The 17,362-nt window shown below is 57.6% G+C and carries 12 protein-coding genes, 2 tRNA genes and 2 other RNA genes; 8 read left to right on the top strand and 8 right to left on the bottom strand.

Annotated features, from left to right (window positions below; translation table 11 throughout):
- Positions 1-24: 24 nt before the first annotated feature.
- On the bottom strand, positions 25-963 hold the full coding sequence (ghrA, locus tag IM290_RS20345; RefSeq protein ID WP_032670148.1) for a glyoxylate/hydroxypyruvate reductase GhrA: 939 nt from the start codon (positions 961-963) through the stop codon (positions 25-27).
- Positions 964-1,192: 229 nt separating this feature from the next.
- Here ghrA and IM290_RS20340 point away from each other — a divergent pair.
- Together IM290_RS20340 and IM290_RS20335 are read left to right on the top strand one after the other, a co-directional pair.
- A tRNA-Ser gene (locus IM290_RS20340) sits at positions 1,193-1,280 on the top strand.
- A 45-nt stretch (positions 1,281-1,325) separates the two neighbouring features.
- Positions 1,326-1,462: non-coding RNA, RtT sRNA (locus tag IM290_RS20335), on the top strand.
- 120 nt (positions 1,463-1,582) lie between these two features.
- On the opposite strand, the gene IM290_RS20330 is transcribed toward IM290_RS20335, so the two are convergent.
- Positions 1,583-2,488 (bottom strand): LysR family transcriptional regulator, encoded by a 906-nt coding sequence (locus tag IM290_RS20330; protein ID WP_017384759.1) that lies wholly within the window; start codon positions 2,486-2,488, stop codon positions 1,583-1,585.
- Positions 2,489-2,597: 109 nt separating this feature from the next.
- On the opposite strand from IM290_RS20330, the gene IM290_RS20325 reads away from it, so the two are divergent.
- From IM290_RS20325 to IM290_RS20310, 4 genes are all read left to right on the top strand, one after another.
- Positions 2,598-3,458 (top strand): pirin family protein, encoded by an 861-nt coding sequence (locus tag IM290_RS20325; protein WP_047741392.1) that lies wholly within the window; start codon positions 2,598-2,600, stop codon positions 3,456-3,458.
- Positions 3,459-3,477: 19 nt separating this feature from the next.
- Complete coding sequence (locus IM290_RS20320) at positions 3,478-4,155, top strand: isochorismatase family protein (RefSeq protein WP_003858068.1); 678 nt, start codon at positions 3,478-3,480, stop codon at positions 4,153-4,155.
- Positions 4,156-4,292: 137 nt separating this feature from the next.
- A tRNA-Ser gene (locus tag IM290_RS20315) sits at positions 4,293-4,380 on the top strand.
- Between the two features lie 45 nt (positions 4,381-4,425).
- A non-coding RNA gene (locus IM290_RS20310) (RtT sRNA) lies at positions 4,426-4,564 on the top strand.
- A gap of 292 nt (positions 4,565-4,856) precedes the next feature.
- Here the strand turns inward: IM290_RS20310 and phoH are convergent.
- From phoH to efeU, 4 genes are all read right to left on the bottom strand, one after another.
- Positions 4,857-5,645: a phosphate starvation-inducible protein PhoH gene (gene phoH / locus IM290_RS20305; protein ID WP_193042523.1), complete on the bottom strand. Its 789-nt coding sequence runs from the start codon at positions 5,643-5,645 to the stop codon at positions 4,857-4,859.
- A 500-nt stretch (positions 5,646-6,145) separates the two neighbouring features.
- On the bottom strand, positions 6,146-7,429 hold the full coding sequence (efeB, locus tag IM290_RS20300; protein WP_193042524.1) for an iron uptake transporter deferrochelatase/peroxidase subunit: 1,284 nt from the start codon (positions 7,427-7,429) through the stop codon (positions 6,146-6,148).
- A gap of 3 nt (positions 7,430-7,432) precedes the next feature.
- Complete coding sequence (gene efeO, locus IM290_RS20295) at positions 7,433-8,560, bottom strand: iron uptake system protein EfeO (protein WP_039271135.1); 1,128 nt, start codon at positions 8,558-8,560, stop codon at positions 7,433-7,435.
- Between the two features lie 40 nt (positions 8,561-8,600).
- Positions 8,601-9,434: an iron uptake transporter permease EfeU gene (gene efeU, locus IM290_RS20290; RefSeq protein WP_017384765.1), complete on the bottom strand. Its 834-nt coding sequence runs from the start codon at positions 9,432-9,434 to the stop codon at positions 8,601-8,603.
- Between the two features lie 251 nt (positions 9,435-9,685).
- On the opposite strand from efeU, the gene IM290_RS20285 reads away from it, so the two are divergent.
- Positions 9,686-10,870: a NupC/NupG family nucleoside CNT transporter gene (locus tag IM290_RS20285; protein ID WP_193042525.1), complete on the top strand. Its 1,185-nt coding sequence runs from the start codon at positions 9,686-9,688 to the stop codon at positions 10,868-10,870.
- A gap of 70 nt (positions 10,871-10,940) precedes the next feature.
- On the opposite strand, the gene IM290_RS20280 is transcribed toward IM290_RS20285, so the two are convergent.
- Both IM290_RS20280 and putP read right to left on the bottom strand, forming a co-directional pair.
- Positions 10,941-11,360 carry a DUF3574 domain-containing protein gene (locus tag IM290_RS20280; RefSeq protein ID WP_193042526.1) on the bottom strand — a complete coding sequence of 140 codons (420 nt, stop codon included), beginning with the start codon at positions 11,358-11,360 and terminating at the stop codon, positions 10,941-10,943.
- A 72-nt stretch (positions 11,361-11,432) separates the two neighbouring features.
- Positions 11,433-12,941 carry a sodium/proline symporter PutP gene (gene putP / locus IM290_RS20275; protein WP_193042527.1) on the bottom strand — a complete coding sequence of 503 codons (1,509 nt, stop codon included), beginning with the start codon at positions 12,939-12,941 and terminating at the stop codon, positions 11,433-11,435.
- Positions 12,942-13,363: 422 nt separating this feature from the next.
- Here putP and putA point away from each other — a divergent pair, with 422 nt between their 5' ends.
- Entirely contained in the window at positions 13,364-17,326 is a 3,963-nt protein-coding gene (putA, locus tag IM290_RS20270) for a trifunctional transcriptional regulator/proline dehydrogenase/L-glutamate gamma-semialdehyde dehydrogenase (RefSeq protein ID WP_193042528.1), read from the top strand.
- Positions 17,327-17,362 lie beyond the last annotated feature (36 nt).

The following is a 17,362-nucleotide window of genomic DNA, read 5'->3' as shown; positions in this document are numbered from 1 at the left end:
AACCCGGCGAACGCCGGGTTTCTCTCAGTAGCCTCGCTGTCTGTCGACCTGTCCGGTCACCGCGTTGCCCTTCTCTATTTCGCTGATGGTATGCGAGATGTACGCCACGGCCTCCGCCGGTCGCGTCACGGCCGCAATATGAGGCGTCATCGCCACGCGCGGATGTGCCCAGAGCGGGCTGTCTTTTGGCAGCGGTTCGCGGCTATACACATCCAGCATTGCGCCTTTCAGTTTACCGCTATCCAGCGCTTTCAGCAGATCGTCTTCCACAACGTGTACCCCGCGCGCCAGGTTCATTAAGTAGCTGTCTTCTGCCAACTGGTTGAGGAGCGTGCCATTGATAATGCCGACCGTTTCCGCCGTATTCGGCAGCAGGTTAATAAGGACGCGAGTCCCTTTCAGGAACGCCGGGAGTTCGTCCGTTCCGGCAAAGCTCTCGACGCCTGGATAATCCTTACGGCTCCGGCTCCAGCAGCGCAGTGGGAAGCCCCACGGCGCGAGCGCTTCGGCGACTTTCGAACCCAGTACACCCGCGCCGAGGATGCCGATGGTGAAATCTTCATGCTGATAATCCGGAAGCGGTTCCCAGTGGGATTGCTGTTTAAACGCCTGATAATCGTCGAAACGGCGGAACCAGTGCAGCACCTGGCTCACGGCATATTCCTGCATCTGCTGCCCCATACCGGTATCTTCCAGACGAAACAGGGGAATATCCTCCGGCAGCATTTCAGGGTGTGCCTTCAGCTTACTGAGAATGGAATCCACACCCGCACCAAGAGCAAACACCGCCTTCAAACGGCGTCCCTGAAGCATTTCGACCGGGGGATGCCAGACCAGCGCGTAGTCGGCATGTTCATTATCGCCCTGTTTCCATTCGCGAACGCGTGCGCCAGGCAGTGCCGCCGTGAGCGCGTTAATCCAGTAAGCCGTATCAAAAGTGGGGTGATAGAAGATAATATCCATAGTCATTGCCTTTTATTGCGCTGTTTTATTTTCATTTTCAACTGGCTTGCCAGCATAACAAATTTATCGCTAAACCGCGTTGCTGATAAAAGAGGCGCATTTCGCACATTTCGGAATCAGGTTGCCTGAAGTTTGTCTAAACACGCTAAATTACTGAAAAAGTGGGTTGACGGCAGTACGGCTTTTCCTTACATTAGCGCCCGTCCCGACAACAACGGGATGACAATATGGTGAGGTGTCCGAGTGGCTGAAGGAGCACGCCTGGAAAGTGTGTATACGGCAACGTATCGGGGGTTCGAATCCCCCCCTCACCGCCATATTTGAAGAAGAGCTCGCATGAAAATGCGGGCTTTTTTTTCGTATGTTGCACGCCTTTGGGGGGGATGAGAACCCCCGACCGGGGTTCGACAACTGGCGCAGCCAGTTGGACAGACTGAGAGCGTAGCGAACAGGCTGCCCGCAGGGCGAGCGAAGCGAGTCAATCCCCCCCTCACCGCCATATTTAAGATGAGAGCTCGTACGAAAGTACGGGCTTTTTTCTTTTATATTCTCCGTAAGGAGATTCGCTCCCTGCGTTCTTTATGTCGGGTGGCGCTACGCTTACCCGACCTACAAAAAGCTAGTCTTCAACCATCTTTGCATACTCTTCGGTGAGAAAATCCACCAGCGTCCTGACCGATGGCAGCAGGCCGCGCCGGGATGGATACACCGCGTGGATCACTTCCCGTCTGGGTTCCCAGGCATTCAGCACCCGAACAAGTTCACCTGAAGCCAGCTGATCCTTCACCATCAAAATGGGCAGCTGTACCACGCCCACGCCCGCCATCGCCGCCTCCCGCAGCGCCAGCATGTCGGTAGTCACCAGGCGCGGCGTGAAGTGAATTTCTGCCTTTGCGCCCTCCGGCCCGCTCAATTCCCACTTATGCAGGTGCTTGCCCGCCCCCATACTTAACCCCGGCCACTCGCTGAGTTCAGAGGGCATCGCCGGGTTGCCCATCCGTTCAATCAGTGCCGGCCCGGCAACCAGACAGTGCCCCCTGTCCGCCAGCACCCTTAATACCAGATCGCTGTCATCAAACGGGCGCGGACGAACGCGGATCGCCACATCCACCCCCTCCGCCACCAGATCGACCCGGCGGTTGGTGGCTTCGAGCTGGAGGTTGATCCCTGGATAGCGCGCCATAAACCGCGCCAGCATGGGCCCCACGTGAACGTGCAGCAAGGTGACAGGACAGGTGATCCGGACCATACCGCGCGGCTCAGCCTGTAAAGCAGCCACCGCCTCCTCCGCAGCTTCAGCTTCCACCAGCATGGCTTTACAGTGCTGATAGAACGTCTGCCCCACCTCCGTCACCGCAAACTGCCGCGTGGTACGTTGGATCAACCGAACGCCCAGGCGTTCTTCCAGCTGCGCAATCCTACGGCTCAGTTTCGACTTAGGCTGATCGAGCGCCCGACCCGCCGCCGCAAAGCCACCATGCTCCACCACCTTCACAAACCATACGAAATCATTGAGATCCTGCATACGCCTCCATTGTTCCATTTAAGGAACAGTGAATGTCATTTTTGCTATCTACCGGGATATTAACCCTGAATATAAGCTAATTCCATCAACAGGACATCAGGAGTTAATCATGAAAAACGTAACAGGCGTGTATACCGCACCTCGTCCGCACTGGGTCGGTGACGGTTTTCCGGTTCGTTCGATGTTTTCTTACCAGACGCACGGCGAGCCCCTGAGCCCGTTCCTGCTGCTGGACTACGCCGGACCGCATACCTTCCCGGCGGACGGCGCGAAACGCGGCGTGGGCGAGCACCCTCATCGCGGTTTTGAAACGGTGACCATCGTCTACTCAGGCGAAGTGGAGCACCGTGATTCCACCGGCAGAGGCGGCGTTATTGGCCCAGGCGACGTGCAGTGGATGACGGCAGGCGCAGGCATTTTGCACGAGGAGTTCCACTCCAGCGCGTTTTCGCAGAAAGGCGGTGAACTGAAAATGATGCAGCTGTGGGTCAACCTGCCCGCCAAAGACAAAATGGCGACGCCTGGCTACCAGAGCATCACTCAGGCGGATATCCCGGTGGTCACCCTGCCGGATAACAGCGGAACATTGCGCGTGATTGCTGGCCGTTTTGGAGAGGTAACCGGCCCGGCGCATACCTTCTCACCGCTGAACGTGTGGGATCTCGCGCTGCGCCAGGGTAGCCATCTGACGCTCAATCAGCCCGAAGGCTGGAGCACGGCGCTGGTTGTCGTTGAAGGCAGCGTGACGGTGAACGGCACCACGCATGCCGGTGAGGCGCAACTGGTCGTGCTGAGTCAGAGCGGTGACAAACTGCATCTCGAAGCCAGCAGCGATGCCAAAGTGCTGCTGATGGCCGGGGAGCCGCTGAATGAACCCATCGTGGGCTATGGCCCGTTTGTGATGAACAGTAAAACCGAAATTGCCGAGGCTATTCGCGATTTCAACTCCGGCCGCTTTGGCCAAATCTAAACGTAATAAGGAGCGCATTATGTCTACCCCTGCAAACTTCAACGGTGCACGTCCCGTTATTGACGTAAACGATGCCGTTATGCTGCTTATCGATCACCAGAGCGGGCTGTTCCAGACCGTAGGAGACATGCCAATGCCTGAGCTGCGCGCCCGTGCAGCAGCGCTGGCAAAAATCGCCTCGCTGGCGAAGATCCCGGTGATCACCACGGCGTCGGTTCCACAGGGACCGAACGGCCCGCTTATCCCGGAGATCCACGCCAACGCGCCGCACGCACAGTATGTGGCACGCAAGGGTGAGATCAACGCCTGGGATAACCCGGAGTTCGTGGCGGCGGTGAAAGCCACCGGGCGCAAAACGCTGATTATCGCGGGGACGATCACCAGCGTCTGCATGGCCTTCCCGTCCATCAGCGCGGTGGCGGACGGATATAAAGTGTTTGCGGTGATTGATGCATCCGGCACCTACAGCAAAATGGCGCAGGAGATCACCCTGGCGCGCGTAGTGCAGGCAGGCGTGGTGCCGATGGACACGGCTGCTGTTGCTTCCGAAATTCAGCGCACGTGGAACCGTGAAGATGCGGGTGAATGGGCTGAGGTGTACACACACATCTTCCCGGCCTACCAGCTGCTGATCGAAAGCTACAGCAAAGCGCAGGACGTGGTGAAAAATAGCGAAGTGCTCGATTCGCAGCGTTAATCCTGCGCGCTGCGACATAAGCTGATTAAGGCTTAACCGAACAAGCACGAATGCTGAAAATCTGCTTGACCGTTTTAGCGCAACTCCCTATAGTAGCGCCCCGTTGCCCCCCAAGCGGTCAGGCAGCAAAACAATATGGTGAGGTGTCCGAGTGGCTGAAGGAGCACGCCTGGAAAGTGTGTATACGGCAACGTATCGGGGGTTCGAATCCCCCCCTCACCGCCATATTCAAGACAAGAGCTCGTACGAAAGTACGGGCTTTTTTCTTTTATATTCTCCGAAAAGGGGGGGATGAGAACCCCCGACTGGGGTTCGACAACTGGCGGCAGCCAGTTGGACAGACTGAGAGCATAGCGAACAGGCTGCCCGCAGGGCGAGCGAAGCGAGTCAATCCCCCCCCTCACCGCCATATTTGAAGAAGAGCTCGCATGAAAATGCGGGCTTTTTTTTCGCATGTGCACGCCTTTGGGGGGGATGAGAACCCCCGACCGGGGTTCGACAACTGGCGCAGCCAGTTGGACAGGCTGAGAGCGAAGCGAACAGGCTGCCCGCAGGGCGAGCGCAGCGAGTCAATCCCCCCGGTGCTATATGCAGCTCGGTGCGGCCTGAGCCCCTCACCCTAACCCTCTCCCCAGGGGAGAGGGGTTAAAATGCACAAAAAACAAAGCCCGGTTTCCCGGGCCTTGAATACAACAGCATACTCAATAATACGCTTCCAACGTGCGTTGACACAGCGCTGAGCGCACACAGTCATCTTTGGTGAAGCGGACCACCCCTATCATCTCATCTTCCTCAAAACGTGACATGGCATCGCTCAGGCCGGACTTCACGCCCGACGGCAGGTCACACTGGGTAATATCGCCGTTGACGATAACCGTCACGTTCTCCCCGAGGCGCGTTAAAAACATCTTCATTTGCGCAGCGGTCACGTTCTGAGCCTCGTCAAGAATGACGACCGCATTTTCAAATGTACGTCCGCGCATATAGGCGAACGGCGCGATTTCCACCTTGCCAATCTCTGGTCGCAGGCAGTACTGCATAAAGGAAGCGCCCAACCGCTTCACCAGCACGTCATAGACGGGCCTGAAGTACGGGGCAAACTTCTCGGAAATATCGCCGGGCAGGAAGCCCAGATCTTCATCCGCTTGCAGTACCGGACGGGTAACGATGATCCTTTCCACGTCCTTATGAATCAGCGCCTCCGCCGCTTTGGCGGCGCTGATCCAGGTTTTCCCGCATCCGGCTTCCCCGGTTGCAAAGATGAGCTGTTTACTCTCGATAGCATTCAGGTAGTGCGCCTGAGCTTCATTCCGCGCCACTATTGGCGATGCATCGCGGCTGTCCCGCGCCATGCCAATGGATTCTACGCCGCTCATCTGCACAAGCGAGGTGACCGATTCTTCTTCACGCTGTTTATGGCTACGTGAATCCCGTCTCAGCACACGTTTTGCTTCACGACGAGCTTTGATCACTGCTTTCTGTCTTCCCATGGATAGCACCTTGAGTTGTTGGTATTCATCACACGCGCCAGCATCGGCACGATTATGCGCACGAACATCAGAGGGTTGGCTTCCTTGTAAGCCATTGCTTGCATTACCGGATGACGATATACAACGGCTACGCGCACCGTTATGCACGTCGGTAGAAAAAGGTTCTTGAGGTGAAGGAGAGAATTTGGTGGTGAGGAAATCGCTGCCGGAGTCTGAGCCTCCGCGCCGGGTACTGCGGTTGATGTGTTTACCTTGTCCAGTACAGGACGCAACCATTCGCGATCTCCATAGTGAGTTAATATCACTGCCGGGAACTACCGCTGTCTTCTCTTAAGTACATCAGGAATTATCATAAATGCAACATTTATTTTACCTGAATGCAACTTTTAGGACTGCCCCTACATGGAAAATCAGTCTTATATAGAAATATTACAGAAATATAACAATAAGATAGTCCTTCGAAAAAATAATGTCCCCGCGAACTGTCGCAGGGACGATTATCAGGCTTCTATCAGACCCTGAGCGAGCCAGGCGTTCGCGTCACGCGCGCCGGGCAGGGCAAAGAAATAGCCGCCGCCGATGGGCTTAATATATTCCTCCAGCGCTTCGCCGTTGAGCCGCTTCTGCACGGTGAGGAATCCCTTCTCCAGATCGTGCTGATAGCAGACAAACAGCAGTCCCATATCAAGCTGACCGGAGTTGGTCGCTCCCAGCGAGTAGCTGTAGCCCCTGCGCATCATCAGGCTGGACTGCGTCTCTTTGGTGCGAGGATTGGCGAGGCGAATATGGCTGTCCAGCGCGATGACATCCCCGTTCGGATCGCGGGCGTAGTCGGGTTCATCGTGCTCGTGCTTCATGCCGAGCGGTGCGCCGGTTTGCTTATCGCGACCAAAGATAGTTTGCTGCTCTTTCAGCGGCGTGCGATCCCAGAACTCCACGTGGAACTGAATGATACGCACCGCCTGATAGGTGCCTCCGACCGCCCAGGCCGGTTCGCCCTGATCCGCCGTCACCCATACCACGTTCTTCATCAACGCGGTATTGCTGCTGTCCGGGTTGGCGGTGCCGTCTTTGAAGCCCAGCAGGTTGACCGGCGTCTCTTTCCCTTTACTGCGCGCGGCGTGGTCAGAGATAAAACCTTCCCGCTTCCAGCGCACGCTCAGCAGATCCGGGGTGTGCTTGATAATATCGCGCAGGGCGTGGATCACCGTATCCTGGGTATTGGCGCAGATCTGCAACAGCAGATCGCCGTGGCACAGCGCCGCGTCGAGAGAATCATTCGGGAATCGCGTCATTTTTTGCAGCGCTTTCGGCTTCTGCTTCGCCAGTCCGTAGCGATCATCAAACAGCGATTCCCCCACCGACACGGTGATGGTCAGATTATCGGGAGCGATAAACGCGCCGAGGATGCCGGAATCCATCGGCGGCAGGCGCGGATTCGGTGTTTCCGGTGCGGGACCGCCGGCGGTGAGGAAGGCAATACGCGTGGTCAACAGCCTGAACAGACGCTCAAGGTCGGCTTTATCACTCGCCAGCGAATCGAAAGCCACCAGCATCATCGAGGCCTGCTGCGGCGTCAGGATCCCCGCCTGGTGCTCACCATAAAACGGCTGCGTTTCCATACGCGCATCCGGGGAGAGCGTGCCAGGGGCGCTTTGCGGTTTTGCCGCATGCGCCACCGGACAGCCTCCCGCCAGGGCAAACGCGCCGCCCAGCGCCCCTACCCCTTTTAACAACCGACGTCGGGAAGGTTCCGCCACGTCGTATTCGTCATGCTTGTTCATCGCTTAATCCAGACCCAGTACGCCACGCAGCAGGGAGAGATCTTCCGCCAGGGTGGTTATCGGGCCTTTCAGCGCGTTACGGTCAGCATCGGTCAGCTTGTCGTAGGTTTCGAACCCGTCTTTGGTGCGATATTTCGCCAGGATAGCGTCAACTTTCTTAAAGTTGGCATCCACTTTCGCCAGCAGCTCGCCGTTCTCTTTTTGCAGCTGAGGCCGCAGCAGCTCGACAATTTTCTGTGCGCCGTCGACGTTCGCCTGGAAGTCCCACAGATCGGTGTGGCTGTAACGATCTTCTTCACCGCTGATTTTGCTGGCGGCCACTTCTTCAATCAGGCCCGCTGCGCCACCCACCACTTTCGACGGTGGGAATGCCAGCTCGCTGATGCGTTTTTGCAGCTCCAGCACGTCGCTGTTGAGCTGCTCGGCGTATTTCTCCATCCCACTGGTGGAGTTATCGCCAAACAGGGCTTTTTCCAGACGGTGGAAGCCGGTGAATTTCGGATCGGCGGCCTTCTGCTCGTAGTCGTCTTCACGGGCGTCAATGCTGCCATCGAGATCAGAGAACAGTTCGGCAATCGGCTCAATGCGCTCGTAGTGCTGACGGGTAGGCGCATACAGGGATTTCGCTTTTTCGATATCGCCCGCTTTCACCGCGTCGGTAAAGGCTTTGGTGCCTGCCACCAGGTCCGCTGTCTCTTTGGTGACGTAGGCTTTATAGGCGGTAATGGCGTCGCCGAGGCTTAGCAACGCCGTGCCCTTGGCCGCGTCCGCCGTCGCTGCGCCTTTGACGATCAGCTTACCTTTCGGGTTAGTCAGCAGGCCGCAGGTCATGTCATATTCCCCGGGCTGAAGATTTGCGGTCATCTTCTGGCTGAAGCCCGGCGCGATATTCTCGCGCTCTTCCACCACCATCACGCCTTTCAGGATCTCCCACTCCAGCGCCTTCTGGCTGTGGTTCTGAATAATAAACTGCGTTTTACCGCTGTTAACCGTGATGGTCATCGGCTCGCACTGTTTATCGTTGACGGTGACTTTTACCTGCGGAATATCTGCCGCCTGAGCGGTGAAGGCAGACACGAACAGCGCGGCAATGCCTGCGCATAACGCACTACGACGGAACTGAATGGCCATGACTCTTCCCTTTAAAAGTATGTTGTAACTAAAACAGCACTTACGGCGCTACGCGCGACGTCTGCGAGCCGGTACGCGGCGGCATAGCGAACAGGATCAGCGCCGGAACCAGATAGATAAAGTACATCGCCACTTCGCTGACGCTCGGCGTTTCCTGGTAGCCGAAGATCCCTTCGAGCAGGGTACCGGTCAGTGAATGGGTCGACAGGACGTTGCTGAGATCGAACGCCACGTCCTGGAAGTGGTTCCACAGACCCGCTTCGTGGAAGGCGCGGATCGCCCCTGCCGCCAGCCCTGCGGCCACCAGCAGAATAAACAGGCTGGTCCACTTGAAGAACGCGCCCAGGTTAAGACGAATGCCGCCCCAGTAGAGCAGGAAGCCAAGCACAACCGCCGTGGCCAGCCCGAGCACCGCGCCCAGTGGGGGCCAGATGCCCACGTCCTGTTGAAAAGCCGCGAGCAGGAAGAACACAGACTCCAGGCCTTCACGCGCCACGGCGAAAAAGACCATCATGATCAGCGCCCAGCCGTGGTGGTTGCCTTTTTGCAGGGCGTTATCCACCGCCTGCTCAAGCTGTACTTTCACGTTACGGGAGACCTTGCGCATCCAGAACACCATCCAGGTGAGGATCACCACCGCAATCACGGCGACGATCCCTTCAAACAGCTCCTGCTCTTTCTGCGGGAACTCCCCGGTGGTTTCGTTGATGAGGATACCGAGGCCCAGGCAGAGCGCCGCAGCAAGGAAAACCCCAACCCACATCACGCCAATCCAGCGTCCGCGCTGGGTACGCTTCAGATAACTGGCGATAAGGCTAACAATCAGGGCCGCTTCAAGGCCTTCACGTAACATAATGAGAAAAGGAACAAACATGCCGACACCTTAAATGTTTATCGCGGTCAACTGATGCAAAGAAAAGTAAATTCTTGTGATAGTGATTATCATTACGGCAACAAGAAAAACAAGCGAAATGTGTTGCGTTTTGATGACCAGATGTAAACGCATTGCGGAGTAATAATTGCCTGAGTAACCGTTACGTTTATAAGGTATAACGAAAATGCCCATTTACGGTTAACCGGGGCTGTGGCTAAATGTCCGCCTCGAAAACCAACTGAAAATAAGCCATGTTTAAAATTGTCCATTTCCTGCTGGCGCTGGTGATTATTCTTGCGCTCGCCTGGCTGGTGAGTTTCGACCGCCGAAAAATTCGTATTCGTTTCGTTTTACAGCTGATCGTGATCGAAATCGCGCTGGCGTTCTTTTTCCTCCACGCAGAAAGCGGCCTGTTTATTATTAAATACGTCTCCGGTTTCTTTGAGTCGCTGCTTAAATTCGCTGCCGAAGGGACGAATTTTGTCTTTGGCGGGATGGGGGAAAAAGGGCTGGCGTTCATTTTCCTTGGCGTGCTCTGCCCCATTATTTTTATCTCGGCACTGATTGGTATTCTTCAGCACTGGCGTATTCTGCCGATCTTTATTCGGGTGATCGGGACGCTGCTGTCAAAACTGAACGGCATGGGCAAGCTGGAATCCTTTAACGCGGTGAGTTCGCTGATCCTCGGTCAATCGGAAAACTTCATTGCCTACAAAGGCGTGCTGGGCGATCTCTCCTCGCGTCGTCTGTTTACGATGGCTGCCACGGCCATGTCGACGGTTTCGCTGTCGATTGTCGGGGCCTATATGACTATGCTCGACGCCAGATTTGTCGTCGCGGCGCTGATCCTGAACATGTTTAGCACCTTTATTATTCTTTCGGTTATTAACCCGGCCCGCCCGGAAGCGGAGCCGGATATCAAGCTGGAAAAACTGCACGAATCCCAGAGCTTCTTTGAAATGCTGGGCGAGTATATTCTGGCCGGTTTTAAGGTGGCGATGATTATTCTGGCGATGCTGATTGGCTTTATCGCCCTTATTAGCGCCATTAACGCCCTCTTCTCCGGCATATTTGGCATGAGCTTCCAGCAGATTCTGGGTTATGTGTTTTATCCGCTGGCGTGGCTTATTGGTATTCCGCTGAGCGATGCCTTAAACGCGGGGAGCATTATGGCAACCAAGCTGGTGGCGAATGAATTTGTGGCGATGATCGAGCTGCAAAAAATAGCCCATCAAATGTCACCGCGCGGGCTGGGTATTTTGTCCGTGTTCCTGGTGTCGTTCGCTAACTTCGCTTCCATTGGCATTGTGGCGGGGGCAATAAAAGGTCTGAATGAGCAACAGGGTAACGTGGTGTCGCGGTTTGGTTTACGCCTGGTATACGGGGCAACGCTGGTAAGCCTGCTGTCGGCGAGTTTTGCGGGGTTGGTGCTCTGATGCAATGCCGGGTGGCGCGCAGCGATCCCGGCCTACAAAACAACAACGGCGGGATTTCCCGCCGTTTTCATTAAAACTGCACGCACACCGGCTGGTCGACCCGCATCACCGACTCCTGCGCGAAGCGTGACTTATAGATCCCGCGCAACGCTTCGATATTCTTCTCACTCTGCGCGTCTTTAGCGTGGATCAGCATCAATGCCTTGCTCGGCTCGCGTGCCACTTTTCCATCATTCCCCAGCCACTGACCGCGCGCATCAAATACCGTTAAACCATCGCGAAAGCGTGGCGTCACGTCCTGGTCGACAAACTGCTGCCATTCGTTGCCTGTGATTTGCGCCCCGGCAGGACGGTTTAAGCCGAAATAGAGCGTGGTCTGCTGCATCTGATTTTCTGCTTTGCAGGTTTCCACCGCCGCATGCTGCGAGGGTGCGTTACAGCCCGCCAGCAGCACGAATGCTGCCACCATTAACCCTGTTTTAATTCTCATTGATGAAGACTCACAAAGGTGAAAGGACTATCCCCTCTCCCCACCGGGGAGAGGGTTAGGGTGAGGGGAAAATTACTCAGCCTGGAGCTTAGACGGCGGCGCTGAGTGATAGTGCGCGTCCGCCTCCGCAAAGCGTTTCTGCATGGCGGCAGACGGCGCTTTACCCAGCAGGCTAAACACCACGATACCGAGGCTGCCGAAGATGAAGCCCGGAATAATTTCGTACAGGCCCAGCCACGCGAACTGTTTCCAGACGATAACGGTTACCGCACCGATAATCATCCCCGCCAGCGCGCCGTTGCGGGTCATGCGTGACCACAGTACAGAGAACAGCACCACCGGACCAAATGCTGCACCAAAGCCCGCCCAGGCGTAGCTCACCAGCCCCAGCACGCGGTTTTCCGGGTTTGCCGCCAGCGCAATTGCAATTAGCGCCACCAGCAGTACCATAAAGCGCCCTACCCACACCAGCTCTTTCTGGCTCGCGCCCTTACGCAGAAACGCTTTGTAGAGGTCTTCGGTGATGGCACTGGAACACACCAGCAACTGGCAGCTCAGGGTGGACATCACCGCCGCGAGGATCGCGGAGAGCAGAATACCGGCAATCCACGGGTTGAACAGGATCTGCGCCAGCTCGATGAACACGCGCTCGGCGTTCTGGTTCACAGCGCCCGCCTGCGCCGGGTTGTTATTGAAGTAGGCGATGCCGAAGAAGCCAACCGCACACGCCCCCGCCAGACACAGGATCATCCACGTCATGCTGATACGACGCGCGTGAACGATGGTATGGTGAGAATCCGCCGCCATGAAACGCGCCAGAATGTGCGGCTGGCCAAAGTAGCCCAGGCCCCAGCCCATCAGAGAGACGATGGCGACGAAGTTCAGCCCTTTCAGCATATCGACGTTTTCAATGCTCTTCTGCTTGATCACTTCCAGCGATTCGCCAAAGCCGCCGACGGTAAAAATGACAATCACCGGGGTCAGGATCAGGGCGAAGATCATCAGGCTCGCCTGCACGGTATCGGTCCAGCTAACCGCCAGGAATCCGCCCACGAAGGTATAGATGATGGTCGCGGCCGCACCGGCCCACAGCGCCGTTTCATAGCTCATGCCAAAGGTGCTTTCGAACAGGCGCGCGCCCGCCACGATGCCGGAGGCACAGTAGATGGTGAAGAACAGCAGGATCACCACCGCGGAGATAATGCGCAGGATACGGCTGTTATCTTCAAAGCGTCCGGTGAAGTAGTCCGGCAGCGTCAGGGCGTTGTTGTTGGCTTCGGTGTGCACGCGCAGACGGCCTGCCACCAGCTTCCAGTTGATCCACGCGCCAACGGTCAGGCCGATGGCGATCCAGCTTTCGGAGATACCGGAGATGAAAATCGCGCCCGGCAGCCCCATCAGCAGCCAGCCGCTCATGTCGGAAGCGCCCGCAGAGAGTGCGGTGACCATCGGGCCTAAGCTGCGCCCGCCGAGGATGTAGTCGTCAAAGTTTTTAGTGGAACGCCATGCCAAAAACCCTATCAGGATCATGCCAAAAATATAAACGAGAAATGTCACCAGCATCGGTGTGCTAATAGCCATTCAAATTCTCCAAAATGTCGAGCGACAACCGTCCGGGTTGCCTTGTTATGTCATCACCGGAACGTAGTGATGTGTGTATGTGTTTCCGTTGGGCGCGCTATCCTGCCGTATACGCATCCCACTGACAAACGATTTAACACTGCATTTACATGAATTTCATCCCTGGTTTTATACGTCTTTCCTATAGGTTGCACTCGCTCACGCTTTTACGGGTTGCACCTTTAAAAAGTGTTAAGCACCGCATAAAAACTGGGCTCAGAAACCGCCGCACGTTCTTTTTCACAGCTAACCAATCGTTAACAATCCATTCATTTTCCAGCTTGCAGACCAGGTCACATTTAACACGGTTGCACAAAGTTGCAACATGGTGGATATTTCACGCTATCAACAGAACGCTATTACAGAACAACAGGAGTTTTGGCATGGGGATGACCACCATGGGGGTTAAGCTGGATGACGCTACCCGCGAACGGATTAAAACCGCTGCGACCCGCATCGACCGCACACCGCACTGGTTAATCAAGCAGGCGATTTTTAACTATCTGGAAAGACTGGAGAGTGAAGAAGGCCTGCCGGAGCTGCCTGCCCTGCTGGCGGGTGCAGCGAACGAAAGCGAAGAGGCCGCGACGGCCGTTGAAGAGAACCACCAGCCGTTCCTCGAATTTGCCGAGCAGATCCTGCCGCAGTCCGTCAGCCGCGCCGCCATTACCGGCGCCTACCGCCGTGCCGAAACCGACGCCGTGCCGATGCTCCTGGAGCAGGCGCGCCTGCCGGAAGCCGTTGCCGCTCAGGCGCACAGCCTCGCGTATCAGCTCGCCGACAAGCTGCGTAACCAGAAAACCGCCAGCGGACGCGCCGGTATGGTGCAGGGTCTGTTGCAGGAGTTCTCCCTCTCCTCGCAGGAAGGCGTGGCGCTGATGTGTCTGGCGGAAGCGCTGCTGCGTATTCCGGATAAAGCCACCCGCGATGCCCTGATCCGCGACAAAATCAGCAACGGCAACTGGCACTCCCACATTGGCCGCAGTCCGTCCCTGTTCGTTAACGCCGCCACCTGGGGCCTGCTGTTTACCGGCAAGCTGGTCTCCACCCATAACGAAGCCAACCTGTCGCGCTCTCTGAACCGCATCATCGGCAAAAGCGGCGAGCCGCTGATCCGCAAGGGCGTGGACATGGCGATGCGCCTGATGGGCGAGCAGTTCGTCACCGGGGAAACCATTGCCGAAGCGCTGGCGAACGCCCGCAAGCTGGAAGACAAAGGCTTCCGCTACTCCTACGACATGCTGGGTGAAGCGGCGCTGACCGCCGCCGACGCGCAGGCCTACATGGTCTCTTACCAGCAGGCGATCCACGCCATCGGTAAAGCCTCCAACGGCCGCGGCATTTATGAAGGCCCGGGCATCTCCATTAAGCTCTCCGCCCTGCACCCGCGCTACAGCCGTGCGCAGTACGACCGGGTGATGGAAGAACTCTACCCGCGCCTGAAGTCCCTGACCCTGCTGGCGCGCCAGTATGACATCGGCATCAACATCGACGCCGAAGAGGCGGACCGTCTGGAGATCTCCCTCGACCTGCTGGAAAAACTGTGCTTCGAGCCGGAGCTGGCGGGCTGGAACGGGATTGGTTTCGTTATCCAGGCCTACCAGAAACGCTGTCCGTTCGTCATTGACTACCTGATTGACCTGGCCAGCCGCAGCCGTCGCCGCCTGATGATCCGTCTGGTGAAGGGCGCCTACTGGGACAGCGAAATCAAACGCGCCCAGATGGAAGGTCTGGAAGGTTATCCGGTCTATACCCGCAAGGTCTATACCGACGTCTCTTACCTCGCCTGCGCGAAAAAACTGCTCGGCGTGCCGAACCTGATTTATCCGCAGTTCGCCACCCACAACGCCCACACCCTGGCGGCGATTTACAGCCTCGCGGGTCAGAACTACTATCCGGGCCAGTACGAGTTCCAGTGCCTGCACGGCATGGGTGAACCGCTGTACGAGCAGGTGACCGGTAAAGTGGCCGACGGCAAGCTGAACCGTCCGTGCCGAATTTATGCCCCGGTAGGTACCCACGAAACCCTGCTGGCCTACCTGGTGCGTCGTCTGCTGGAGAACGGGGCGAACACCTCCTTCGTTAACCGCATCGCCGATACCACCCTGCCGCTGGACGAACTGGTGGCCGATCCGGTACAGGCCGTTGAGAAGATGGCGGCGCAGGAAGGCCAGATTGGTCTGCCGCATCCGAAGATTGCCCTGCCGCGCGAGCTGTATGGTGCAGGTCGCGTCAACTCGGCGGGTCTGGATCTCGCCAACGAACACCGTCTGGCGTCGCTCTCTTCTGCCCTGCTAAACAGCGCATTGCAGAAGTGGCAGGCCAGGCCGATCCTTGAGCAGTCCGTTGAGGACGGTGAAATGCAGCCGGTGATCAACCCGGCAGAGCCGAAGGATATCGTCGGCTACGTGCGCGAAGCCACGGAAGCGGAAGTGGAGCAGGCCCTGGAGAGCGCGGTGAACAACGCGCCAATCTGGTTTGCCACCCCGCCGCAGGAGCGTGCCGCCATTCTGGAACGCGCGGCGGTGCTGATGGAAGATCAGATGCAGCAGCTTATCGGCATTCTGGTGCGTGAAGCGGGTAAAACCTTCAGCAACGCCATCGCCGAAGTGCGCGAGGCGGTCGACTTCCTGCACTACTACGCCGGTCATGTGCGCGATGATTTCGACAACGAAACCCACCGTCCGCTCGGCCCGGTGGTGTGTATCAGCCCGTGGAACTTCCCGCTGGCGATCTTCACCGGCCAGATTGCCGCGGCGCTGGCCGCAGGCAACAGCGTTCTGGCGAAACCGGCAGAGCAGACCCCGCTGATTGCCGCCCAGGGCATTAGCATTCTGCTGGAAGCGGGCGTACCGGCGGGCGTGGTGCAGCTGCTGCCAGGGCGCGGTGAAACGGTCGGGGCCAAACTGACCTCCGATAACCGCGTACGCGGCGTGATGTTTACCGGTTCTACCGAAGTGGCCTCCCTGCTACAACGCAACATCGCCACCCGTCTGGATGCGCAGGGCCGTCCTACCCCGCTGATCGCTGAAACCGGCGGCATGAACGCCATGATCGTGGACTCCTCCGCGCTCACCGAGCAGGTCGTCGTTGACGTGCTGGCCTCTGCTTTCGACAGCGCGGGCCAACGCTGTTCCGCCCTGCGCGTACTGTGCTTACAGGATGACGTGGCTGACCACACGCTGAAGATGCTGCGCGGTGCGATGGCGGAATGCCGCATGGGCAACCCGGGCCGTCTCACCACCGACATCGGGCCGGTGATCGACGCGGAAGCCAAAGCCAACATCGAAAACCACATTCAGACCATGCGTGCCAAAGGCCGTCCGGTGTTCCAGGCGGTGCGCGAGAACAGCGAAGATGCCCGCGAGTGGCAGACAGGCACCTTCGTGCCGCCAACGCTGATTGAGCTGGCAAGCTTCGACGAGCTGAAAAAAGAGGTCTTCGGTCCGGTACTGCACGTGGTGCGCTACAACCGTAACAACCTCAACGAGCTGATCGATCAGATCAACGCCTCGGGTTACGGCCTGACGCTTGGCGTGCATACCCGTATCGACGAAACTATTGCCCAGGTGACCGGCAATGCTAAAGTCGGCAACCTGTACGTCAACCGCAATATGGTTGGCGCGGTCGTGGGCGTGCAGCCATTCGGCGGTGAAGGTCTCTCCGGCACCGGCCCGAAAGCGGGCGGTCCGCTCTATCTGTACCGCCTGCTGGCAAACCGTCCGGAAAATGCGCTGGGCGTGACGCTGGCGCGTCAGGACGCGGAATATCCGGTGGATGCGCAGGTGAAAGCCGTGCTGACCCAGCCGCTGGACGCGCTGATTAAGTGGGCTGAAAATCGTCCCGAGCTGCATGCGATTGCACAGCAGTACGGCGAGCTGGCGCAGGCGGGAACACAGCGTCTGCTGCCGGGTCCAACCGGTGAGCGCAACACCTGGACGTTGATGCCGCGCGAGCGTGTGCTGTGCGTGGCGGATAACGAGGAGGATGCGCTGGTGCAGCTGGCAGCCGCAACGGCAACGGGCTGTGAGGTGCTGTGGCCGGAAGATGCCCTGCATCGCGACCTCGCCAAACAGTTGCCAAAAGCGGTCTCGGCCCGCATTCGCTTTGCGAAGGCCGATGCCCTGCTGACCCAGCCGTTTGACGCGGTGATCTACCACGGTGATTCCGACCAGCTGCGCGAACTGTGCGAGCAGGTTGCGGCCCGCAGCGGCGCGATTGTCTCGGTGCAGGGCTTCGCCCGCGGGGAGACCAACCTGCTGCTGGAGCGTCTGTACGTTGAGCGCTCGCTCAGCGTCAACACCGCGGCGGCGGGAGGTAACGCCAGCCTGATGACAATCGGTTAATCGTGTAAACTCTCCCCGGTGACGCTACGCTTACCG

It is taken from the genome of Enterobacter cloacae complex sp. S1, from assembly GCF_014930525.1.
In the GTDB taxonomy this organism is placed as follows: Bacteria; Pseudomonadota; Gammaproteobacteria; order Enterobacterales; family Enterobacteriaceae; genus Enterobacter; species Enterobacter hormaechei_C.
The sequence above is the reverse complement of the archived record's forward strand: the minus strand, read 5'-3'. Positions and strand labels throughout refer to the sequence as shown.